General features: G+C 72.7%; 20 protein-coding genes. 14 read left to right on the top strand and 6 right to left on the bottom strand.

Annotated features, from left to right (window positions below; genetic code table 11):
* Nucleotides 1-8 precede the first annotated feature (8 nt).
* Entirely contained in the window at nucleotides 9-698 is a 690-nt protein-coding gene (pdeM, locus tag I5731_RS06250; protein ID WP_197310514.1) for a ligase-associated DNA damage response endonuclease PdeM, read from the top strand.
* 23 nt (nucleotides 699-721) lie between these two features.
* Here pdeM and nudC read toward each other — a convergent pair whose 3' ends face one another.
* Genes nudC through I5731_RS06235 form a run of 3 tightly spaced genes read right to left on the bottom strand, consistent with a single transcriptional unit; the run spans nucleotide 722 to nucleotide 4,025 of the window.
* Nucleotides 722-1,666, bottom strand: a complete 945-nt coding sequence (nudC, locus tag I5731_RS06245) for an NAD(+) diphosphatase (RefSeq protein WP_197310513.1) — start codon at nucleotides 1,664-1,666, stop codon at nucleotides 722-724.
* A gap of 11 nt (nucleotides 1,667-1,677) precedes the next feature.
* Nucleotides 1,678-3,039 carry an MATE family efflux transporter gene (locus tag I5731_RS06240; RefSeq protein ID WP_197310512.1) on the bottom strand — a complete coding sequence of 454 codons (1,362 nt, stop codon included), beginning with the start codon at nucleotides 3,037-3,039 and terminating at the stop codon, nucleotides 1,678-1,680.
* On the bottom strand, nucleotides 3,036-4,025 hold the full coding sequence (locus tag I5731_RS06235) for a class I SAM-dependent DNA methyltransferase (RefSeq protein WP_197310511.1): 990 nt from the start codon (nucleotides 4,023-4,025) through the stop codon (nucleotides 3,036-3,038). The genes I5731_RS06240 and I5731_RS06235 overlap by 4 nt, the downstream gene beginning before the upstream one ends.
* Nucleotides 4,026-4,234: 209 nt before the next feature.
* On the opposite strand from I5731_RS06235, the gene I5731_RS06230 reads away from it, so the two are divergent.
* On the top strand, nucleotides 4,235-4,765 hold the full coding sequence (locus I5731_RS06230; protein ID WP_197310510.1) for a hypothetical protein: 531 nt from the start codon (nucleotides 4,235-4,237) through the stop codon (nucleotides 4,763-4,765).
* Between the two features lie 133 nt (nucleotides 4,766-4,898).
* A complete protein-coding gene (locus tag I5731_RS06225) occupies nucleotides 4,899-5,978 on the top strand; it encodes a ligase-associated DNA damage response exonuclease (protein WP_197310509.1) in 1,080 nt (359 codons plus the stop codon).
* An 8-nt stretch (nucleotides 5,979-5,986) separates the two neighbouring features.
* On the opposite strand, the gene I5731_RS06220 is transcribed toward I5731_RS06225, so the two are convergent.
* Nucleotides 5,987-6,379, bottom strand: coding sequence for an acyl-CoA thioesterase (locus I5731_RS06220; protein ID WP_197310508.1), 393 nt, complete (start codon nucleotides 6,377-6,379; stop codon nucleotides 5,987-5,989).
* A gap of 146 nt (nucleotides 6,380-6,525) precedes the next feature.
* Between I5731_RS06220 and I5731_RS06215 the strand changes: the two genes are divergently transcribed.
* The 3 genes from I5731_RS06215 (at nucleotide 6,526) to I5731_RS06205 (ending at nucleotide 9,272) form a co-directional block, all read left to right on the top strand.
* A complete protein-coding gene (locus I5731_RS06215) occupies nucleotides 6,526-8,178 on the top strand; it encodes a cisplatin damage response ATP-dependent DNA ligase (RefSeq protein ID WP_197310507.1) in 1,653 nt (550 codons plus the stop codon).
* Between the two features lie 131 nt (nucleotides 8,179-8,309).
* Nucleotides 8,310-8,864 carry a hypothetical protein gene (locus I5731_RS06210; protein WP_197310506.1) on the top strand — a complete coding sequence of 185 codons (555 nt, stop codon included), beginning with the start codon at nucleotides 8,310-8,312 and terminating at the stop codon, nucleotides 8,862-8,864.
* A 135-nt stretch (nucleotides 8,865-8,999) separates the two neighbouring features.
* On the top strand, nucleotides 9,000-9,272 hold the full coding sequence (locus I5731_RS06205; RefSeq protein ID WP_197310505.1) for a DUF6460 domain-containing protein: 273 nt from the start codon (nucleotides 9,000-9,002) through the stop codon (nucleotides 9,270-9,272).
* Between the two features lie 31 nt (nucleotides 9,273-9,303).
* On the opposite strand, the gene I5731_RS06200 is transcribed toward I5731_RS06205, so the two are convergent.
* A complete protein-coding gene (locus I5731_RS06200) occupies nucleotides 9,304-10,206 on the bottom strand; it encodes a histone deacetylase family protein (RefSeq protein ID WP_197310504.1) in 903 nt (300 codons plus the stop codon).
* Nucleotides 10,207-10,302: 96 nt separating this feature from the next.
* Nucleotides 10,303-11,169: a DUF6030 family protein gene (locus tag I5731_RS06195; RefSeq protein WP_197310503.1), complete on the bottom strand. Its 867-nt coding sequence runs from the start codon at nucleotides 11,167-11,169 to the stop codon at nucleotides 10,303-10,305.
* 316 nt (nucleotides 11,170-11,485) lie between these two features.
* On the opposite strand from I5731_RS06195, the gene I5731_RS19985 reads away from it, so the two are divergent.
* From I5731_RS19985 to I5731_RS06155, 8 genes are all read left to right on the top strand, one after another.
* Nucleotides 11,486-12,205, top strand: a complete 720-nt coding sequence (locus I5731_RS19985; RefSeq protein ID WP_328838271.1) for a cold-shock protein — start codon at nucleotides 11,486-11,488, stop codon at nucleotides 12,203-12,205.
* 194 nt (nucleotides 12,206-12,399) lie between these two features.
* Nucleotides 12,400-13,425: a 16S rRNA (cytidine(1402)-2'-O)-methyltransferase gene (rsmI, locus tag I5731_RS06185; RefSeq protein WP_197310502.1), complete on the top strand. Its 1,026-nt coding sequence runs from the start codon at nucleotides 12,400-12,402 to the stop codon at nucleotides 13,423-13,425.
* A 123-nt stretch (nucleotides 13,426-13,548) separates the two neighbouring features.
* A complete protein-coding gene (locus I5731_RS06180) occupies nucleotides 13,549-13,950 on the top strand; it encodes a YraN family protein (protein ID WP_197310501.1) in 402 nt (133 codons plus the stop codon).
* A gap of 171 nt (nucleotides 13,951-14,121) precedes the next feature.
* Entirely contained in the window at nucleotides 14,122-15,063 is a 942-nt protein-coding gene (gene gshB, locus I5731_RS06175) for a glutathione synthase (protein ID WP_197310500.1), read from the top strand.
* Nucleotides 15,064-15,224: 161 nt separating this feature from the next.
* A complete protein-coding gene (locus tag I5731_RS06170; RefSeq protein WP_197310499.1) occupies nucleotides 15,225-16,757 on the top strand; it encodes a YifB family Mg chelatase-like AAA ATPase in 1,533 nt (510 codons plus the stop codon).
* 364 nt (nucleotides 16,758-17,121) lie between these two features.
* Nucleotides 17,122-19,551: a PAS domain-containing hybrid sensor histidine kinase/response regulator gene (locus I5731_RS06165; RefSeq protein ID WP_197310498.1), complete on the top strand. Its 2,430-nt coding sequence runs from the start codon at nucleotides 17,122-17,124 to the stop codon at nucleotides 19,549-19,551.
* Between the two features lie 206 nt (nucleotides 19,552-19,757).
* A complete protein-coding gene (gene ribB / locus I5731_RS06160; RefSeq protein WP_197310497.1) occupies nucleotides 19,758-20,891 on the top strand; it encodes a 3,4-dihydroxy-2-butanone-4-phosphate synthase in 1,134 nt (377 codons plus the stop codon).
* A gap of 277 nt (nucleotides 20,892-21,168) precedes the next feature.
* A complete protein-coding gene (locus I5731_RS06155) occupies nucleotides 21,169-22,428 on the top strand; it encodes a penicillin-binding protein activator (RefSeq protein WP_197310496.1) in 1,260 nt (419 codons plus the stop codon).
* The last annotated feature ends 16 nt before the right edge of the window (nucleotides 22,429-22,444 follow it).

Here is a 22,444-nt window from a genome sequence, read left to right as displayed (position 1 = left end):
CGGCGGCGGTGAGCGCGCGCTGCCTCGGCCTGCGCCTTGCCGGCGTGCGGGTTGAGCTCGACCCGGCCGGCGGCCTCGTCTGGGCCGAGGAAAAGCTCCTCGTCGTCGCCGACCTGCATTTCGAAAAGGGCTCGGCCGCCGCGGTGCGCGGCCTGTTCCTGCCGCCCTACGACACCGGCATCACCCTCGGCCTGATCGAGGGCCTCGTCGCGCGGCACAAGCCGGAGCGGGTGATCGCGCTCGGCGACAGCTTTCACGACCGCCGCGCCGAGGAACGCCTCGCGCCCGCCGACGCGGTGCGGATCCAGCGGCTGACGGGGGCCTGCGACTGGACCTGGATCGCAGGCAACCACGACCCCGAGCCGCCGCGCGAACTCGGCGGCCGCTCGCTCTCGGAACTTGCGATCGGGCCGCTGGTGTTTCGCCACGCCCCGGCGCGCGGCGGCTGCGCCGGCGAGGTCGCCGGCCACCTGCACCCGGCGGCAAAAGTGGTGGTGCGCGGGCGCTCGGTGCGCCGGCGGGCGTTCGCCAGCGACGGGCGGCAGCTGGTGATGCCGGCGCTCGGCGCCTTCACCGGCGGGCTCAACGTGCTCGACCCCGCCTTCCGCGGCCTGTTTCCGGGCCAGGCGTTCCACGCCTGGATGCTGGGCGAGGACCGGGTGCACCCGGTGCGCGGCGCGGATCTCCGCGGCGACTGAGCGTCGGGCGGCCCCCGGCCGCGTTATCCCTCCGCGAGCCAGTGGCCGAGGATATGGCGGGCGATGGTCGGGCCCGGCGGCATGCGCAGGCCGTCCGGATGGCGGTCCTCGACCATGGCGGCGACCTCGTCGCGCTCGAACCAGCGGCAGGCTTCGAGCTCGCCGAAATCGACGGTGAGCTCCGTGGTCAGCGCCTCGGCGTAGCAGCCGATCATCAGCGACATCGGGAACGGCCACGGCTGGGTGGCGCGGTAGAGCACGGCGCCGGTGCGGATGCCAGCCTCCTCGAACAGCTCGCGCCGCACGGCGTCCTCCATCGTCTCGCCCGGCTCGAGGAAGCCGGCGAGGCAGGAGTACATGCCCGGCGCAAAGCGCGCCTGCCGGCCGAGCAGGCAGCGGTCGCCGTCGATCGCCAGCATGATCACCACCGGGTCGGTGCGGGGGAAATGCTGGGTGCCGCAGGCCGGGCAGTCGCGGCGGTAGCCGCCGATCCGCATCGCCGAGGCGGTGCCGCAGGCGGCGCAGAAGCGGTGGCTGCGATGCCAGGCGAGCAGGCTGGCGGCTTGCGCGCGGATGCCGAGCTGGGGCGGCGGCAGCAGCCCGTCGACGACGAGGGTGCGCAGATCGAGCGCGGCGAACCCCGCCGGCGGCGCGGCCTCGCCGAGGGGGGCGAGTTCGGTCGCGACATGCGGCAGGCCGTCGTCGTCCCAGCCGAGCAGCACCGTGGTCGCCGGCTCGCCCGCGCCGAGCCGGGCGGCCGTCCGCGCGTCGCAGTCGGCGGCGACGCCGCCGTCGGTCTCGGCGAGCAGGGCGAGCGGCCCGGCGAAGAGATGATGGCGCGCCGCCGGATCGGCGAGCGCCGCGGCGACCGTCGCCTCGTTGCCGCGGGCCTCCGACCGGCGGTCGAGCGGATTGACGCCGAAGCCGGTGGCGGCGGAGGCGTCGTCGGTCGGGAAGATCAGCGGCATCGAAAGGCTCCTCAGGCGCCGGCGGCGTGCGGCGGGGGGAAGGTCTTCGCGATCTGTCCGGGCAGCCGCCAGAGCAGGAAGCCGCCGCGGAAGAACAGGAAGGCGTTGATCGAGGCCCAGAGGCCGTGGTTGCCGAGATAGGGCTCGGTGAGCGCCAGCACGGCGAGATAGGCGGCGAGCGACAGCAGCATCATGTTGCGCATCTCGCGCGACCAGGTGGCGCCGATGAAGACGCCGTCCATCTGGAAGGCGAGCACGCCGGCGAGCGGCGTCAGCGCCGCCCAGGCGAGATAGGCGCGCGCCTCGGCGCGCACGTCCGGCGCCTGCGCCATGACGTCGACGATCGCGCCGCCGGCGACGAGGAAGAACAGGCCGGCGGCGGCGGCGAACAGGAACGACCACAGCGTGGTGAGACGGATCGCGGCGATCAGCGACGGCCGGTGCCGCGCGCCGACGGCGCGGCCGACCATCTGCTCGGCGGCCGTCGCCAGCCCGTCGAGGAAATAGCCGCCGATCAGGAAGAAGTTCATCAGGATGGCGTTGGCGGCGAGCACGGTGTCGCCGTTGCCGGCGCCGGCGCGGGTGAACACCACGAAGGCGGCGAGCAGCGCGAAGGTGCGGATCATGATGTCGCGATTGACGCCGAGCATCCGCAGCAGGCTGACGCGCTCGGCGACGCGGGCATAGGCCGGCCACGGCGTGCCACGGCCCTCGCGCCAGCAGACGATCAGGCCGGCGACGGCGCCGACGGTCTCGCCGAGCACGGTGCCGAGGGCGACGCCGAACAGGCCCCAGCCGAGCCAGAGGCCGAAGGCGATCGAGCCGGCGATGTTGACGCCGTTGACGACGAGCTGCAGCCCGAGGCCGATGCCGGCCTTGCCGCGGCCGATGATCCAGCCGAGCACCGCGTAGTTGAGCAGCGTCACCGGGGCGGCGAGGATGCGGACGTCGAAGTACTCCTGCGTCGCCGCGGCGACCGCGGCGCTGGGGGCCACCACCCACAGCGAGCCGGCGATGATCAGCGCGCTCGCCGCGATCATCGCAAGGCCGGCGACCACGGCGATCAGGATCGCGCGCAGCAGCACCGCCTTCTGCTCGACCTCGTCACGCGCGCCGAGCGCCTGTGCCGTGAGGCCGGTGGTGCCGGAGCGCAGGAAGTTGAAGGTCGAGAACAGCACGTCGAACACCAGCGCGCCGACGGCGATGCCGCCGATCATCGCCGCATCGCCGACCTGGCCGATCACCGCGATGTCGACCGCGCCGAGCAGCGGCGTGGTGATGAAGGCGAGCGTCATCGGCAGGGCGATGCGGAACACGGCGCGGCTGTCGACGACGAAGCCGGGATCCTGTGGGGCTGTGGTCGGCACGGTCATGCGCGGGCGTCGTCCTCGATGGGGTCGGCGCCCCGCTGCAGCACTATTACGTGGCCGATCACCGGCGATCCACGGTCCTGCCGCAGCGTGGCGCGCGCCTCCGACAGCGGCCGGAACCCGTGCGCCGCGGCGAGCCCGGCGAGATATGTCCGGACATGGGCATAGCGCAGGGAGGCCCCGAGACGCCAGCCCTCGCCTGCTACATCAGCACCATCGCCGTTATCGCCGTCGTCGGCGGCCTCGGCCGTGAAGGCGAACAGGGCGCCGGGGTCGAGCCGCGCGGCGACCGCGGCGAAGACCGGCGCGAGATCGCCGATATAGACGAAGACGTCGGCGGCGACGACGAGATCGAAGGCCGGGCCGGCTCGGCCAAGATCCGCAACCACGTCGCCGACGCGAAGCTCCGCGTAGAGCGCCTTGTCGGCGGCGGTAGCGACCATCGCCGGCGAGAGGTCGACGCCCTCGATCCGCCCGCCGCCCGCGACGAGACCGGCCTCGACCAGCGCCGCCGCCATCAGCCCGGTGCCGCAACCGAGGTCGTGCACATGGCCAAAGACGTTGCCCGGCCAGGACGCCGCGATCGCCTCGGCGAGCAGGGCCGGGGCGCGGTAGCCGAGGCGGTCGACCAGGGCGGTCTCGAAGCGGTCGGCGTAGTCGTCGAAAAGCTCGCGGACATAGGCCTCGGGCGCGGCATCGGGCACGGGGGCCCGGCCGAGAGCGGCGAGGCGCAGCCGGCCGCCGTAGCGGTCGTCCGGGTCGAGCTCGGCAAGCCGGGCGAAGGCGCGCGCCGCGCCGGCCGTGTCGCCGGCATCGCCGTAGGCGGCGCCGAGCGCGAACCAGCCCGCCGCCCAGCTGGGCACGAGTTCCAGCGCCTGGGCATAGAGATCGGCGGCCGCGGCATGGTCGCCGCTTTCGGCGAGCAGGCGGCCGTATTCAAAACGGCGGTCGGCAAGCAGGTTGCCGGACGAATGGCTGTCGGGGGGCATCGGGCGCGTCGCTGCGCCGGCGGGCTGCCGGCCGGGAGAGGACATGCGGCCGCGACGGGGGTTTTGGCAAGCGAGATCGGCGCCGGACAGCGCCTGTGGAGGCGGCGCGGCGGAACATTCACCCCGCCCCCGGCGTTGCCCCCGCGTCGGACGCGTGCGCAGCGCGGCCCGACACATGTCCGAACCTCAAGAAGAACGGGAAGAACGCGATGGCCATCACGCGCAGGGAAGAAGCAAGGGCGCTGGACGCCGATGAACGCGATCTGGTCGAACGCTCGCATCACCCCGTGCTGCAGACCATCACCGACCGCGACCTCGCCGACCTCGTCAAGTTGCTGCGTGAGCGCCGCGACAAGGCCTCCACCGAGGCGAACCGGCGCCGACGCGAGATGCGCGGCAAGGGCGCGCCGAAAGGTGCCCAGCCCTCCGCCGACGACAAGGGCTCGCGCCTCAAGGTCGCCGTGCTCGCGATGGCGATGCGCCGCATCAACACCGAGACCGAGCGCCGTCGCCGCATGAACGCCAGCGCCACGCTCGCCAGCAACGCCCGCAAGGCGCTCGCCATGAAGCAGGCGGCGGACGAGGCCGGCCAGCCCGACTTCAACAGCCGCCACGCCCACAAGGGCATGAAGGTGAAGGCGAACCAGCGCGCCGAAAACCTCGTCCGGCCGATGGAACTCGGCCGCCAGCGCAAAGCGGCCTCCGTCGCCCAGGCCCGCCGCGATTCGCGGCCGGGCTGAGGCCGCCGCCGCCTTGCAACGCCCCCGCGGTCGCCGCACCGCCGGGGGCGTTTTCATGTGCAGGTCGCGGGCGGACGATACGGATTTGGCGCGGCGCTTTGCCGGCGCCCCCGTCAGGCCCTAGATGGAAGCCATGCTGCTGTCCGGCGACGCCCCTCTCTTCACCCTGACCGACGCCGGGCTCTACTGCCCGGCGGGCGACTTTCATATCGACCCGGTGCGGCCGGTGCCGCGGGCGGTGGTCACGCACGGACACTCCGACCACGCCCGCTCCGGCCACGGCGCCGTGCTGGCGACGCCCGAGACGCTGGCGATCATGGCCGTGCGCTACGGCGAGGGGTTCACCGGCCAGCGCCAGCCGGCGGCGCTCGGGGTGCGCACCAACATCCGCGACGTGACGGTGACGCTGCATCCCGCCGGCCACGTGCTCGGCTCGGCACAGGTGCTGGTCGAGCATCGCGGCCGGCGCTGGGTGGTGTCGGGCGACTACAAGCGCCAGAGCGACCCGACCGCGGCGGGCTTCGAGCCGGTCGCCTGCGACGTGTTCGTCACCGAGGCGACCTTCGCACTGCCCGTGTTCCGCCATCCCCCCGCCGAGGGCGAGATCGGCAAGCTGCTCGATTCGCTGCGGCTCTTCCCCGAGCGGCCGCACATCGTCGGCGCCTATGCCCTCGGCAAGGCGCAGCGGCTGATCGCGCTGATCCGGGCGGCCGGGCACGACGCGCCGATCCTGCTGCACGGCGCGCTGATCCGGCTGTGCGACCTCTATGGTGCCTTCGGTTTCGATCTCGGCCGGCTCGAGCCGGTGGCGGGCCGGGCGAAGAAGGACCTCGCCGGGCACATCGTGCTCTGCCCGCCCTCGGCCACCGCCGACCGCTGGGCGCAGCGCTTTCCCGACCCGGTGACGGCGTTCGCCAGCGGCTGGATGCGGGTGCGCGCCCGCGCCCGCCAGCGCGGCGCCGAACTGCCGCTGATCGTCTCCGACCACGCCGACTGGGACGACCTCTGCGCCACGATCCTCGAGACCGGCGCCGAGGAGGTCTGGGTGACGCACGGGCAGGAGGACGCGCTCTGCCACTGGTGCGGCCTCGCCGGCATCCGGGCGCAGCCGCTCAACCTCATCGGCTATGGCGACGAGGACGAGGCGGACGCGCTGACGCCCGAGGGCGCGGCGGAGACGGCGCCCGCCGCCACCGGCGAGGCCGGGGCATGAGCGCGTCGTCAGCCGAACGGCTGGTCGACCGGGCGCGGACGGCCGTCGGAATCGAGGGCGACGAAGGTGAAGTCGGCGTCGGTCACCTTGGTGATGCGGTCGCTTTCGCGCGGCCGGCGCCAGGCGGAAACGTGGAACGACATCGAGGTGCGGCCGGTCTTGACCAGTTCCGCCCAGACGGTGACCTCGTCGCCGACCCGCACCGGCGAGACGAAGGTGATCGCCTCGACCGCCACGGTGGCGCAGCGGCCGCGGGCGCGGCGCGCGGCGGCGTTGCCGGCGGCAAGGTCCATCTGCGCCATCAGCCAGCCACCGAAGATGTCGCCGGCCGGATTGGTGTCGGCCGGCATGGCGATGGTGCGGATCGCCGGTTCGATGTTCGGCGGCGTATCGTCCGGCATGCAGTGTCCCCTCGTTCGGTCCCCGGCCGGAGTTTGCGTCGGGACTGGAACAATTCCAAGGGGTTCGGCTGCATGAAGTCGGGGGAAACGCGGATACGGCCGGCTCATCCCCCGATCCCGGGTGCGGCACGCGGGGGCGCCCGCCCATGAACCGCTTCGCCGAGTTGCTCGACCGCCTCGCCTACGAACCGCGGCGCAACGCCAAGATCGCCCTCGTCGCGGACTATCTCGCCCATACGCCCGACCCGGACCGCGGCTATGCGCTGGCCGCCCTCACCGGCGCGCTGTCGTTTCGCGATGCCAAGCCCGCGATGATCCGGGCGCTGATCGCCGCGCGGGCCGACCCGGTGCTGTTCGCGCTCTCCTACGACTATGTCGGCGATCTCTCCGAGACGGTCGCGCTGATGTGGCCGGTGCCGCCGGTGGCGCCGAACCGGCCGCCGCCGCATCTTGCCGAGGTGGTCGAGACGCTCGCCGCGACCCACCGCGCGGCCGTGCCCGGGCGGATCGCCGGCTGGCTCGACGGGCTCGACGAGAACGGCCGCTTCGCCCTGCTGAAGCTCGTCACCGGTTCGCTGCGCATCGGCGTTTCGGCGCGGCTGGCGCGCACCGCGCTCGCCCGCCTCGGCGGGCTGGAGGCCGATGCGGTGGAGGAGGTCTGGCACGGGCTGGTGCCGCCCTACGAGCCGCTGTTCGCGTGGGTCGAGGGGCGCGGACCGCGCCCCGACAGCATCGACCCCGCGCCGTTCCGCCCGCCGATGCTGTCGCACGCGCTGGAAGAGCGCGACATGGAGACGCTCGACCCGGCCGATTTTCGCGCCGAATGGAAGTGGGACGGCATCCGCGTGGAGGCGGCCGGGGGCGCGGCTACGAGCCGCGACGGCGAGATCCGCCGCGTCGCGCGGCTCTATTCGCGCACCGGCGACGACATCTCCGCCGCCTTCCCCGACCTCCTTGCCGCGATCTCCTTCGACGGCGCCCTCGACGGCGAACTGCTGGTGCTGATCGAGGGCCGGGTGCAGCCGTTCTCGGTGCTGCAGCAGCGGCTCAACCGCAAAACGGTGACGGCGAAGCTGCTCGCCGAGTATCCTGCGCACATCCGCGCCTACGACCTGCTCGCCGAGGGCGACGAGGACCTGCGCGCCCTGCCCTTCACTGCGCGCCGCGCCCGGCTCGAGGCCTTTGTCGCCCGCCTCGAAGAACCGCGCATCGACCTCTCGCCGCTCGTCGCCTTCCCCGACTGGGAGACGCTGACGGCGGCCCGCGCCGAGCCCGCGACGCATGGGGCGGGCGCCGACGGCGACGCGGTCGAGGGGGTGATGATCAAGCGCGCCGCAGCGCCCTATCTGCCCGGCCGGCCGAAGGGCGAGTGGTACAAGTGGAAGCGCGATCCCTTCGCCGTCGACGCGGTGCTGATGTACGCGCAGCGCGGCCACGGCAAGCGCTCGTCGTTCTATTCCGACTACACCTTCGGGGTCTGGCGTGCCGCCGAGGCGGGCGACGAGCTGGTGCCGGTCGGCAAGGCCTATTTCGGCTTCACCGACGAGGAGCTGAAGGAGATCGACCGCTTCGTTCGCAAGCACACCGTCGGTCGCTTCGGCCCGGTGCGCGAGGTGGTGCACACCGCCGAGACCGGCCTCGTCATCGAGGTCGCCTTCGAGGGTCTGAACCGCTCCACCCGGCACAAGTCCGGCCTCGCCATGCGCTTTCCGCGCGTCGCCCGGCTGCGCTGGGACAAGCGGCCCGCCGACGCCGACCGCATCGAGGTGCTGGAAGCCCTGCTTCCCGCGGGGGCCTGACCTCGTCCGCCATGCAGAATCAAGCTTTTGCCATATCGCAGGTGCAACATGACCGGCGTCGAGGAGTTGATCTCGGATAGGCGATGTCTGCAAGGCGTGGGCGTCGTGCCAACGCCATGGAGCCGCCCGCCTTGCGACGACGCACGTCCCGCGCCTGCACCGTCCTGATCGCCCTGCTGCCGCTCTCCTGCGCGTCGCCGCGCGACTATGCGCTGCTGACCGCGGCAAAACACGACCTGATCGGGCTCAGCCAGACCGACATCGAGATGTGCGCCGGCTTTGCCAGCGCCACCCGCGAGCGCGGCTCCAGCGAGATCTGGAGCTACACCTACCGCAAGAACCAGGCGGGGCTGACCATCGGCGTGCCGGCGGTCTATGGCGCGATCAACACCGCCGTCTCGATCCCCACCGGCGGCGAGTGCAAGATGCAGGTGCGTTTCGTCGAGGGCCGCGTGGTCGAGGTCGCCTATGCGGGCAGCAACGATACCGCCCAGGGGCGCGACCTGCTGTGCGCCACCCTCGTCGACGGCTGCGTCGCCTATGCCCGCGACAACCCGCGCCGCATCGGCTCCTACGCCCGCACCACCTTCGGAGCGCCGCCGCCGGGCACGGCGCCGGGGGACGGGTCCCGGGATGGGCTTCGGGACGGGGAGCGCGACGAGGACGGCGACGAACCCGGCTCCTGAGGCGCCCCGCGCCGCGACCGGATGTGCGACGTCGGCGGCCCGTCTGGCGTTCCGCCCCCCGAGTCCCGCCATGCGGCTGGACAACCACCCCCTCCGGTCCCTATCTCATCTCCGCAACTGCCATCCGGAGCCGCCATGGCCAACGACCAGCTTTCCCGCTTTCTCGGCGACAGCCCGCTGCGCGTCCTCGTGCGCCTCGTGTTCCTGTCGTTCATCGTCGGCGTCGTGATGGCCGCGCTCGGCATCGAGCCCTACGACATCGTCGATTCGATCATCCGCTTCTTCGAGCGCTTCTACGACATGGGCTTTGCCGCCATCGACAAGGCGGTGCGCTACTTCCTGCTCGGCGTCGTCGTGGTGGTGCCGGTCTGGCTGCTGGTCCGGCTCGCCCGCTCCGGCAACCGCTGACCGGCTCCCCGGCGGCGACGCCAGGGTTCCCTCACGCCAGCGCCTTCGCCGTGCGGTGCAGGATCGCGTGGCGGCGGGCAAGGCGGTCGACGTCGGCATCATAGCCGCCGCCGATGACGCCGGCGAGCGGCAGCCGCCGGCGCCGGATCGTTTCCATCACAAGCCTTTCGCGCGCGGCAAGCCCGTCGTCGCTGAGGGCGAGGCGGCCGAGGCGGTCGTCGCGGTGCGGGTCCACCCCGGCATTATAGAAGACGAGATCGGGCGAAAAGCGCGCCAGCGCCTGCCCGAGCGCCTGCTCCAGCGCCGCGAGATAGGGGGCATCCTCCAGCCCGTCGTCGAAGCCGACGTCGAGGCTCGAGGCCACCTTGCGCACCGGATAGTTACGCTCGCCATGCAGCGACAGCGTGAACACGCTCGCGTCTCCGGCGAAGATCGCCGCCGTCCCGTCGCCCTGGTGCACGTCACAATCGACGACGAGGGCGCGGCGGATCAGGCCTTCGGCCTGCAGCACCCGGATCGCCACCGCCACATCGTTGAACACGCAGAAGCCGGCGCCGCCGCTGCCGCGGGCATGATGGCTGCCGCCGGCCGTGTTGACGGCGAGGCCGCGCTCGAGCGCGAGACGGGCGGCGAGCACCGTGCCGCCTGCGGAGGCCTGGGCGCGCCGCGCCACCGAGGCGGTCACCGGCAGGCCGATCTCGCGCTCCATCGCCGCGGGCACCGCGGCCGCCAGCGCCTGGTCGACATAGGCGCGGTCGTGCGCGAGTTCGAGCCACGCGGCCGGCGCCGGCAGCGGCACGCGGAACCCTTCAGGTCCGACGACCCCCTCCTCCGCCAGCACGGCGGCGAGGCGGCCGTATTTCTGCATCGGGAAGCGATGCCCGGGGTCGAGCTCGGCCTGGTAGTCGGGATGGTGGACGATGGCGAGTGACATCGGCGGCAGGCGGCTCCGGCGTCCCCGGGGACGGGGTCCGGCGGAAGCTAGGGCACGCGGGCGTGTTCGCCCAGAGTGCGACGTGCCCGATGGGCCTCAGCGGGCGATGCGGAAGGCGTCGGCGCGCGGGCCGTCGTCGCGGCTCGGCGGGTCTATGACGAGATTGAAGCGGGGCACGTCGCCGCGCTCGCGGCTGAAGGCGACGCGCACGCCGGAGGTGCGCCGGTCATAGCGGTCGAGGTTGTCGATGGCGCGGAAAAGGCCGTCCGGCTCCGGCCAGCCGAGGGCGGCGTAGATCGCCGCCACGGTCGCCTTGAGCTCGGTCTTCGCCTGCGCCGCGGCCGCGCGGTGCTCGATGTTGAGCTTCAGCCGGATCAGGCCGATCGTGTGGCTGTCCGGACCGTGCACGGCGACGAACAGGCTGTTCGGCCGCGGCGCCTCGGTCTCCGGCTCCGCGGCGGCGACGGCGGCCTCGGGCGCGGGGCCGAGACGGATTTCCGAGATGCAGCGCCATTCGCCGTTGCTGTAGTGGCTCGCCCGCCACGGCGACATCACGTAGCCGGTAGCTTCCAGCGCGGTGCAGAGTTGCTCCGGCCGGATGCGCGCCATGCGCAGCAGCGGCGTCGCCAGCGGGGCCGCGGGGGCATAGGCGGCCGCGCGCGACTCCGGCGCGAGGTTGGCGATCGGGTCGGCCGATTTCGGGGCGAGGGCCGCGGCGGTCGGCAACGGGGCATCCGGCGGGGCGGACGGCGCCGCCGGGCCGGCGGGCGATAGCTCCGCGGGCGGCGTTTGGGCGGCTGGTGCACCGGTGACCGCGGGCGCGGGCGCCGCCGCGGCCCCGGCGTCCGGCGCCGCGACCGGCCCCGCCGACTGCGCGTGCACGGCGAGGCGGCCGGACAGCAGCCCCGCGGCGGCGCCCGCGAGCGAAAACACCAGCGCGATGGCAACGGCGAAGCGCTTCACGGCCTCAATCCTGCCCTTCGAACGGTCTCGTGCTGCATCGTCTCGTATACATTCGCACTGATTTGCCCAAACCGTCGGCACACTCAGACCATCCGACCCGGCCATGCCGAAAAAATCCGGCTTTATGACGGCATCCTCAAAAAACGGGGCTCTTTCCGGTTTCGAGATGTGTTATTGAAGGTCCCGGAGCAGTTCTGAATGACGACGAGCCTGATCACGTTCGACGGTGCGGCACACCAAGTCCGGCAGGATGGCAGCAGACGGAAGCGCTCTTTTACACTGACGACGACGTCCGTTTCTCCGGTGGGGCGTCGGCGTGGCCTCTGGATCACGGAGACGAGACTTTAGAATGGGTAAGGGTAAGGACTTCCGTCCCCCGCGGCGCCGCGGCGGATTCGACGACGACATGCCGTCTCCTTTCGAGACGCGCAGCAACGACAGGCCGCAGCGCTCCTTCGGCAGCCCGTCGTACGACTCGGCCCCCATGGCGGGGCCGACCGTTGAGGCCACCGTTTCATGGTTCAATCCCGAAAAGGGATTCGGTTTCACCGAGCTGTCGGACGGGTCTGGCGACGCCTTCCTTCATATCGGCGCCTTGCAGGCGATCGGCCGCGACAGTGTCGCGCCGGGGGCGAAGCTGAAGGTCCAGGTGGCGCAGGGCGCTAAGGGCAAGCAGGTCGTCAAGGTCATCGACGTCGACGAGAGCTCCGCGGTCGAGCAGCGCCCGCGTTCGTTCGCGCCGCGTCCGGCCGGCGGTGGCGGTGGTGATCGCGGCGGCTTCGGCAGCCCGCGTCCGCCCCGGCGCCAGGTCGACCTGTCGTCCGCCTCCCAGCTTGACGGCACCGTCAAGTGGTTCAACCCCGACAAGGGCTTCGGCTTCGTCGCGGGCGAGGACGGCGGCAAGGACGTGTTCGTGCACATTTCGGTGCTGCAGTCGGCGGGGCTTTCGCACCTCGACGACGGCCAGCGCGTCTCGATGAAGATCGTCGAGACCCCGAAGGGCCGCGAGGCCGTCGCGATCCAGCTCGAAGACTGAGCCGGTCCGCTTCGGCGACAGTCCACGACCCCCAATCAATGCCCGCCGCCGGGGAGCTTCCCCGTCGGCGGGCATTTTCTTGGCCGCCGGGCGCCGATGTCGGCGCGGCGGCGGCGGAATCAGCCCGGCGAGCGGCCGACCGGCCGGACCCGTCCCGCATGCCGCCGGAACAACGCCCAGGACCCCATCCCGACATGAAAGACGCGACGAGCGCGGCGGACCGGCACTATGCCATCGACGGCCGCGACTTCACCGCGCGGCCGATCGAGCCGGCGCTCTATCCGGTGGCGACGCCGATCGGCAATCTCGGCGATGTCGGCCTGCGCGCGCTGGAAGTCCTCGCCGCCGCGGACGTGATCGCCTGCGAGGACACCCGTGTCACTCGCGTGCTGCTTGATCGCTACGGCATCCGCCGGCCGCTGGTCGCCTATCACGAGCACAATGCCGCGCGCGAGCGGCCGCGCCTGCTGGCGACACTGGCCGAGGGCAAGGCCGTCGCGCTGGTCAGCGACGCCGGCACGCCGCTGATCTCCGATCCCGGCTACAAGCTCGTCGAGGAGGCGCTCGACCTCGGGCACAAGGTGATCCCGATCCCCGGCCCGAGCGCGCTGCTCGCCGCCATCGTCGCGGCCGGCCTGCCGACCGACTGCTTCCTGTTCGGCGGCTTCCTGCCGCCGCGCAGCGGCCAGCGCCGCACCCGGCTCGCCGGCTTCGCCGACCTGCCGGCGACGCTGGTGTTCTATGAATCACCGCATCGCGCCGCCGAGGCGCTGGCCGACATGGCCGACGTGCTCGGGCCGGACCGGCCAGGCGCGCTGGCGCGTGAGCTCACCAAGCGCTTCGAGGAGGTGCGGCGCGGCCCGCTCGCCGCCCTCGCCACAGGCGCGACGGACGACCCGCCGCGCGGCGAGATCGTGCTGCTCGCCGGCCCGGCGCCGGAGCGCGGCACCGACGCCGACGACCTCGACGCGCTGCTGATCGACGCGCTCGGTCGCATGTCCGCCGGCCGCGCCGCGGCAGAGGTCGCCGCCACCACCGGCCAGCCGCGCCGCCTCGTCTACGCCCGCGCTCAGGCGCTGAAGCCGCTCGCCCGGCCGGGCGGGGCGGCTGCGGTCGAGGCGGCCGATTCCGATATCGCGACGCGCTCGGCCGCGGCCGACGAAACGGACAAGGACGGCGGCGGCGAGTCGGGCGATCGGTCTCGGCCGGACGGCGCCTGAGCCGCAGAGCCAGTTACAGTCGACCGCGCCGCCGAAGAGCTTCGGCAGCGCATCATCGCGGCCGGAGCCACTTCGCCGGATCGCCAGACCCGATCCCCTCGCGCGTGCGGCCGGAGGTCGCCCATGCCAGACCGCAGCCGACGCCCTTCCCCCGGAACCGGAACCGCCCGGCGACGCCGGGCCGAAGGCTGGGGCAACACAGCGGAACGGATCGTCGAACTCATTCTGCGCGCCAGGGGCTGGCGCGTGCTCGCCCGCCGCTTCGAGACGCACAGCGGCGAGATCGACCTCGTCGTCCGCCGCGGTGGCACCGTCGCCTTCGTCGAGGTGAAGGCACGCGAGGACCTCGCCGGCGCGGCCGAGGCGGTCGACGTCCGCAGCCGGCGCCGGATCGTGCGCGCGGCGATGCTGTTCATGCAGAAGCACCCGGCGCTCGCCGGCTGCGATCAGCGCTTCGACGTGGCGCTGGTGCGCCGCTGGCGCTGGCCCGTCATCATCACGGACGCCTTCCGCGCCGACGACTGATGTCGCACCCGCCCCTTCGGCTGGCCAGAACGCCTCGCATCGGGCGGCTGGCCGAAGCCCACAACCCGGAACGATGACGGGACCGGCGCGTGGCAGGTTGCGCTGCGGCCCGGCGCGGGCCCATATGACCACCGCACCGCCGAACCCTTTCCCCGCCGAGGTCCGATACCGATGTCCCTCACCGTCGCCGTCCAGATGGACCACATCGCCGGCATCAAGATCGCCGGCGATTCCACCTTCGCGCTGCTGCTCGAGGCGCAGCGGCGCGGGCACCGGCTGCTGCACTACACGCCCGAGCAGCTGTCGCTGCACGGCGGGCGCCTGACCGCGCCGCTGGAGGAGCTCGCCGTGCGCGACGTCGCCGGCGATCATTTCACGCTCGGCGCGGCGGCGGTCACCGACCTTGCCACCGTCGACGTGGTGCTGTTGCGCCAGGACCCGCCGTTCGACATGGGCTATGTGACGACGACGCACATGCTGGAAACGATCCATCCGAAGACGCTGGTGGTGAACGATCCGGCGCATGTGCGCAACGCACCGGAAAAGCTCTTCGTGATGAGCTTCCCGCAATTGATGCCGGAAACGCTGATCACCCGCGACGTCGCGGAGATCCGCGCCTTCCGCAAGACCTACGGCGATATCGTCGTGAAGCCGCTCTACGGCAACGGCGGCCAGGGCGTGTTTCGCCTCCGGCCCGAGGACGAGAACTTCGGCTCGATGATGGACCTCTTCGGCGCGATGTCGCGCGAGCCCTGGGTGGTGCAGCGCTACCTGCCGGCGGTGCGCGCGGGCGACAAGCGCATCATCCTCGTCGACGGCGTTTTTGCCGGCGCGGTCAACCGCGTGCCGGCGCCCGACGACCTGCGCTCCAACATGGTGCGCGGCGGCGCGGCCGAGACCACGGCGCTCACCGAGCGCGAGCGCGAGATCTGCGAGACGATCGGGCCGGAGCTGAAGCGCCGCGGCCTGATCTTCGTCGGCATCGACGTGATCGGCGGCAATCTTACCGAGATCAACGTGACGTCCCCGACCGGCCTGCGCGCCATCCGCCGGCTCGGCGGCCCGGACATCGCGGCGCTGATCTGGGACGCGATCGAAGCCAAACGCAGCTGACACGGCCCGGCGCAGCAAGGCGACGACCCACACCCCGATCCGGACCCGTGACGCCTCGGCGATCTGGAACATAATCCCCTCTTTTGTTCCCTTCCTGTTCTTGCACGCATCGCAGGGTTGTGCAAGAGTGAATGGCGGCTGGAACATCGGGGGGTGGGCTCATGGTTTCGCGGGTGACGACGGTTGCCTTCCAGGGCGTCGACGCGGTGCGGGTCGACGTCCAGGTGCACGTGGCGCCGGGCATGCCGGCCTTCACCATCGTCGGGCTCGCCGACAAGGCGGTGGCCGAAAGCCGGGAGCGGATCCGGGCGGCGTTGACCGCATCGGGCCTCGCCCTGCCCGCCCGCCGCATCACGGTGAACCTCGCCCCTGCCGACCTCCCCAAGGAAGGCTCGCACTACGACCTGCCGATCGCGCTCGGGCTGATGGCGGCGATCGGCGCGCTGCCGGCCGATGCCCTCGAGGAGTTCCTCGTGCTCGGTGAGCTCGCGCTCGACGGCACCATCTCGCAGGTCGCCGGCGTGCTGCCGGCGGCGATCGCCGCCAACGCGCAGGGCAAGGGCCTCGTCTGCCCGCGCGATTGCGGCAGCGAGGCCGCCTGGGCCGATGCCGAGATGGCGATCCTCGCCCCGATGAGCCTGATCGCGATCGCCAACCACTTCAAGGGCACCCAGGTGCTGTCGCGCCCTGAGCCGCGCCGCGGCGACAGCCCGGCGGACCTGCCCGACCTCGCCGACGTCAAGGGCCAGGAGATGGCGAAGCGGGCGCTGGAGATCGCCGCCGCCGGCGGGCACAATCTGCTGATGGTCGGTCCGCCCGGCTCCGGCAAATCGATGCTCGCCCGGCGACTGCCGTCGATCCTGCCGGCGCTGGCGCCGCGCGAACTGCTCGAGATCTCGATGATCGCCTCGATCGCCGGGCTGATCGCCGACGGCCGGCTGTCGGACCGGCGGCCGTTTCGCGCGCCGCACCATTCCGCCTCGATGGCGGCATTGGTCGGCGGCGGGCTGCGGGCGCGGCCGGGCGAGATTTCGCTGGCGCACAATGGCGTGCTGTTCCTCGACGAGTTGCCGGAATTCAACCCCGCGGTCCTCGACAGCCTGCGCCAGCCGCTCGAGACCGGCGACGTGGTGATCGCGCGCGCCAACCACCGCGTCACCTATCCCGCCCGCTTCCAGCTGATCGCCGCGATGAACCCGTGCCGGTGCGGTCTCGCCGGAACGCCGGGCTTCACCTGCCGCCGCGGCGACCGCTGCGCCGGCGACTACCGCGCCCGGCTGTCGGGGCCGCTGATCGACCGGATCGACCTCAACGTCGAGGTGGGGGCGGTCTCCGCGGCCGACCTGCAGCGCCCGCCGCCCGCGGAGGGCTCGGCCGTGGTCGCGGCGCGGGTCGCCGCCGCGCGGGGCGTGCAGTCGGCCCGCTTCGCCGCGCTCGGCATTCCGGAGGTGCTGACCAACGCGACCGTGCCGTCGCGGGTGATCGAGGAGATCGCCCGGCCGGATCGCTCCGCCGGCCAGTTGCTGCGCGACGCGGCCGAGGCGATGCGGCTGTCGGCGCGCGGCTATCACCGCGTGCTGCGCGTCGCGCGCACGCTCGCCGATCTCGACGGGGCGGAGACGATCAACCGTCTGCACATCGCGGAGGCGCTCGCCTATCGCCCCACCGAAGAGCGGGTCGCGAACGCGGCCTGACCGGATCCGAAGGGAGGTCGCGATGCCGCGCCTGGCCGCCACCGGGAACTTCGCCACCGCGAACGGCCGGCCTGGCCGCGCGCCGGCCGGGAAACCGATTGCCGGGCGCAAGGGAATCGCAAGGGACCGCGTGCATGCTACCGCCCGAAGCGCGGCCGGCCGGCCGCCCAAGGCGGGACCACAGGCAATGGAATCTTGGCGGACGCCGCACGCCGGCGAGCCGATGACGCGGAACGGACAGGCGCCGGGCCCCGAACCGGAAGCGACCGTGGCCGGCGGGTCGGGGCAAGCGGCGTCCGCGGTGGGCCGGCGGTCCGCTGGCGCGCCGGACGGCAGCACCGCGGCCGCGCAGCAGCCATTGCCGGTGGCGGACGCCGACCACGGGGCGGTGCGGCGGATCGGATCGATCGCCCTCGGTTCCGGGCTGCTGGTGGCGGCTGTCGTCCTGATCCTCGCCCCGTGGCTTGCCCGCAGCAGCGGCCCCGCGCCCGTGTCCGGCCTGCTCGCCGGGGCGGTGTTCTGTGCCGTCGCCGGCGCCGTGGCGGTCTGGCTGGCGGTGCGACGGCTGGCGCGGGCGCTGGTCGCCGCGCGGCAGGCGCGGGATGCGTCGCGCGAGGCGCTCGAGCGGGTGACCGACGAACTCTGGGAGGTGCGCGACCGCGAGGCCCATCTCGCCAGCGTCGTCGCGGCATCCGGCGATGCGGTGGTGCACCGGACCCGTGCCGGCGAGATCCTCGATGCCAACGGCGCCTTTGCACAACTGTTCGGCCTCGATGCGGCCGAGGTGGCCGGCCGCTCGCTGTTCACGCTGCTCGGCGGCGAACTGGCGGAAGCCGGCGACGGCGGCGAGCGCGGCGGACGCGAGGCGGCGCGGCGCAGCCTGCCGGCCCGGGACATTCCCGTCGACACGGCGCTCGGCACGCGCTGGCTGTCGTGGACCGAGACCACGGTCGACGAGCGCGACGGCGGCGTGATCCAGAGCATCGGCCGCGACGTCACCGAGCGCAAGGCGACCGAGGCGGCGCTGTCGATCGCGCGCGACCAGGCCGAGGCGGCGAGCGACGCCAAGTCGCGCTTCCTCGCGATGGTGAGCCACGAGATCCGCACGCCGCTGAACGGCATCCTCGGGATGACCAACCTTTTGCAGCAGACGGCGCTCACCTCCGAGCAGATGACCTATGCCAAGGCGATCGAGACCTCGGGCGACGCGCTGCTGCTGCTGATCGACGACCTGCTCGACTTCTCGAAGATCGAGGCGGGACGGCTCGACCTCGTGCCGGAATCGACCGACGTCGCGGCAACCGTCGAGCAGCTCTGCGAGTTGCTGGCGCCGCGCGCCTATGCCAAGGGCATCGAGCTCGCCGCCTATGTCGACCCGAAGCTCGGCGGCGCGGTCATGCTCGATCCGGTGCGGCTGCGGCAGGTGCTGTTCAATCTGATCGGCAACGGCATCAAGTTCACCGCCGAGGGCGGCGTCGCCATCGAGGTGCTGCGCCGCGACGATTCGGCCCCGAACCGGATCCGGCTGCTGTTCCAGGTGCGCGACACCGGGATCGGGGTCGACGACGCCGACGCCGAGCGGATCTTCCGCGAGTTCGAGCAGGCCGATCCCGGCCCGGCGCGGGCCTTCGGCGGCACCGGCCTCGGCCTTGCGATCGCCCGGCGGCTGGTGCGGCTGATGGGCGGCGAGATCCGGCTCGATTCGGCCGTCGGCGCCGGTGCCTGCTTCTCCTTCGAAATCGCCGCCGACGCGGATCTCGCCGCGCTGCCGGCGCCGCCGCCCGCGGTGGTCGCGGCACCACCGATCGGCGGCGCCCGCCACGCCCAGCACCTGCTCGCCCGCGCCATCGCCGAAGGGCGCCTCGACGCGCGCGGTGACGCGCCCGGCGACGGCGGCGTCGCGGCGTTCGCGGCGATGCCGGCACCGGCGCGTCCGGCGGTGCCGGCGCTGCATCCGGAGCCGCAGCTGCTCGGCGGACGGCTGGTCGCCCTCGTCTCGCATGCATTGATCGAGGGGCCGCTGGTGCTGCGCCGGCTGTTCGACCACGGCGCGGACGTGCTGCTGCTGACGCAGCAGGAGCTGGAAGCCGGGCTGGTCGGGCGGCGCGACGTCGACGTCGTGCTGGTCGATTCGGGCGCTGGCGACCCGCTGGCGCTGATCGAGCGCGTCCGTACGGTCACGGTGGCGCCGGTCGGCATCATGATCGACCCCCGCGGCCGCTCCGAACTGCCCGGCCTGATGGAGGCGGGCTATGGGGCCTATCTCGTCAAGCCGGTGCGGACCGCCTCGCTGCTGCGCGCCGTGCGCAGCCTGCTCGGCGAGACCGATTTCGAGCCGGCCGCCGACCTCGTCGCGGCGCCGGCCTCGGCCGAGCCGATGGCGGCGCGCCGGGTGTTGCTCTGCGACGACAACGAGATCAACGCCCTGCTCGGCCGCGGCCTGATCGAGAAGCTCGGCCACCAAGTGGTCGTCGCCGGCGACGGGCGCCACGCCGTGGCCGCGGTCGAGGACGCGGCGCCGGGCGGGTTCGACATCGTGTTCATGGACCTCCACATGCCCGAGGTGGACGGTTTCGAGGCGGCGCGGCGCATCCGCGCCTTCGAGGCCGGGCACATGGGCCGGCGGACGCCGATCGTCGCGCTCACCGCCGACCTGATGGCCGAGCGCCACGCCCGCGCCGAGGCCGACCTGTTCGACGCCTGGCTCGCCAAACCGCTGCAGCCCGACGCGCTGCGCGGGGCGATGCGGACGCTGACGGCCTCGCTCGGCGAGGTGGCGCCGCCGGGGAACTAGCGGGGGCGGGTCCGGCCGCGGGGGTGGCGTGCGGCCGTCGTCTGCCGCGGCAGCGCTCGCCCGCCCCCCGACTCGCGCCGCCCGGATTGATCGCCGCGTCCCCCGGGTCTAGAAGGTCTCGTACGCCCGTCTTTCCCGTCGCCCGCTCCGCCCGGCGACCACCAGCCGGCGCATGACCGCCGCTGGACAGCCTGGATTGTCTTTCGATGCAACTTGACAAGATCGAAGCCGCGATCGATGCGATCGCCCGCGGTGAACTGGTCGTCGTGGTCGACGACACCGATCGCGAGAACGAGGGCGACCTGATCATGGCCGCCTCGCGCGCCACGGCCGAGGCGATGGCCTTCATGGTGCGCCACACCAGCGGCATCATCTGCGCGCCGATGACCGGCGACCGCGCCGACCGGCTCAACCTGCCGCCGATGGTCGCGAACAACCTCGATCCGATGCGCACGGCCTTCACCGTCAGCGTCGACTACAAGATCGGCATGACGACCGGCATCTCGGCCGACGAGCGCACCAACACGGTGCGGGCGCTCGCCAACGACAATGCGCAGGCGAACGATTTCCTCCGCCCCGGCCACGTCTTCCCGCTGATCGCGCGCGGCGGCGGCGTACTGACCCGCTCGGGCCACACGGAAGCCGCCGTCGACCTCGCCCGGCTCGCCGGGCTCGAGGCGGTCGGCGTGCTGGCCGAGGTGGTCAACGACGACGGCACCGTGAAGCGGCTGCCGGAGCTGCTGGCTTTTGCGAAAGAGCACAAGCTTAAGATCATCACGATCGAGGATCTGATCGCCTACCGGATCCGGACCGAGCGCTTCGTCACCCGCGCCGCCAGCGCCGACATGGTGATCGGCGGCATGAAGGCGCGCGTGCACGCCTACCAGACGCCGTTCGATCCGCTGCAGCACGTCGTGGCGGTGTTCGGCGACGTGCGTGGCGGCGACGACATTCCCTGCCGGATCCACCGCGAACAGCCGGCGATCGACCTGTTCGGCCGCACGTCGACCCGCAAGGACTGGGTCGAGACCGCGGTCGCGGCGATCCGCGAGCGTGGCGAAGGCCGCGGCGTGCTGATGTTCCTGCGCAATCCGATCGCCGACGAGCTGCTCGAGGACCAGGCCGGCCCGACCGGCGAAAGCGGCGACGGCAAGGACGGCGAGCACCACGGCAGCGCCAAGTCGCGCATGCAGCGCTGGCGCGAGGTCGGCGTCGGCGCGCAGATCCTGCGCGATCTCGGCATCGAATCGATCGCGCTGATCACCGCGCAGGACCGGCAGTATGTCGGGCTCGGCGGCTTCGGCATCGAGATCTGCCGCACCATCCTCATCGAGGAATGAGCGGCGACGCCGCTGCCGGCCGCGGCGCGCGGCACGGCGGCGGCGGTGCGGCGGCCGCATTGCACACGCCGCTGTTGCCATCCCGCCCGAATTGACATTGATTGAACGGGGACAGGCAGATACGCGGCCGAGGCACGCCGCGCCGATCCGCCGTCCGCCGCAATTTCGTCCCGCGGCGGCCGGCCGGCGCAGCGGGACGCGGATCGGCACGACCGGCCCCGCCTTTCGCGGCGCCGGTCGGTCGTAGGACGGCAGAGCGGCGGGAGGCCGGGCGGCGATGGTGGATCTCGACAAGGCGGCGACAGCGCGCGAGGCCGCGGCGGCCGATGCGCGGCGGACCGGTGGCGGCATCGCCGGGCTGACGCGGCGCGGCGCGCTCGGCGTGATGGCCGCCGGTCTCGCGGCCTGCGTGCCCAACCGCGGCGGCTCGCTGCCGCCGCTGGCACCGCCGCCGATCACCAGCGCCCCCCTGCCCGGCCCGGTCACCGGCAGCGGCGAGACGATCGGTTCGGGCAGCGTACGGATCGGGCTGCTGATCCCGCGCTCGGCGGGCGGCAACGCCGCCTCGATCGCGACCGCCTTGCGCAATGCCGGCCAGATGGCGTTCAACGATTTTGCGGGTGCCGACGTCACCATCCTCGTCAAGGATTCGGGCGGCACCGCCGAGGGCGCCGCGGCGGCGACGCAGCAGGCGATCGCGGAAGGGGCGGAGCTGATCCTCGGCCCGTTCTTCGCGGCCGAGGTGCGCGGGGCTGCCCCCGTGGCGCTCGCCGCCAACGTGCCGGTGATCGCCTTCTCGTCCGATCCGAGCGTCGCCGGCAACGGCGTCTACATCATGGGCTTCCTGATCGGCGACGAGGTCACCCAGATGGTGGCGCAAGCGTCCGCCATGGGGCGTCGCTCCGTCGGCGCGCTGATCAGCGACAGCGCGGCCGGCACGCTGGCCGAGGCGGCGCTGCGCCAGTCGGCGGCGCGCTACAACGTGCGCATCGTACAGGTCGAGCGCTTTTCGACGCAGCCGGCCGACATGCAGGCAAAAGCGCTGGCGCTCGCCGGCAACCGCAGCCAGATGGATGCGGTGTTCATGCCGGACGGCATCGGCATCGCGCCGGGGCTCGCCTCGGCGCTCAACACCGGGGGCGGCACGCCGCTCACCCTGCTCGGGTCGGGCCAGTGGAACGACCCGGCCCTCTTCAACGTGCCGTCGCTCGCCGGCGGGCTGTTCCCGGCGCCGGAGATCGAGCGCTTCAACGCGTTCACCGCGCGCTATCGCCAGCTCTACGGCGCGGAGCCGTTTGCGAAGGCGACGCTCGGCTATGATGCGGTGCTGCTCGCCTGCGGCCTCGTGCGCCAGGCCGGGCCGCGGCGCTTCGACCGGGCGGTGATCGCCAACCCGCAGGGCTTCATCTCGTCGATCAACGGGCTGTTCCGTTTCCGGCCCGACGGCACCAACGACCGGGGCCTGGCGATCTACGAGATGACCGGCACCGCGCCGCGCCTGGTGCAGCCGGCGCCGCGGGTGTTCACAGGCGCCTGAGGGCGCGCCCCTCCGC

The sequence above is a fragment of the Methylobrevis albus genome, assembly GCF_015904235.1.
GTDB lineage: Bacteria > Pseudomonadota > Alphaproteobacteria > Rhizobiales > Pleomorphomonadaceae > Methylobrevis_A > Methylobrevis_A albus.
This window is presented reverse-complemented; position numbering and strand designations above follow the sequence as displayed.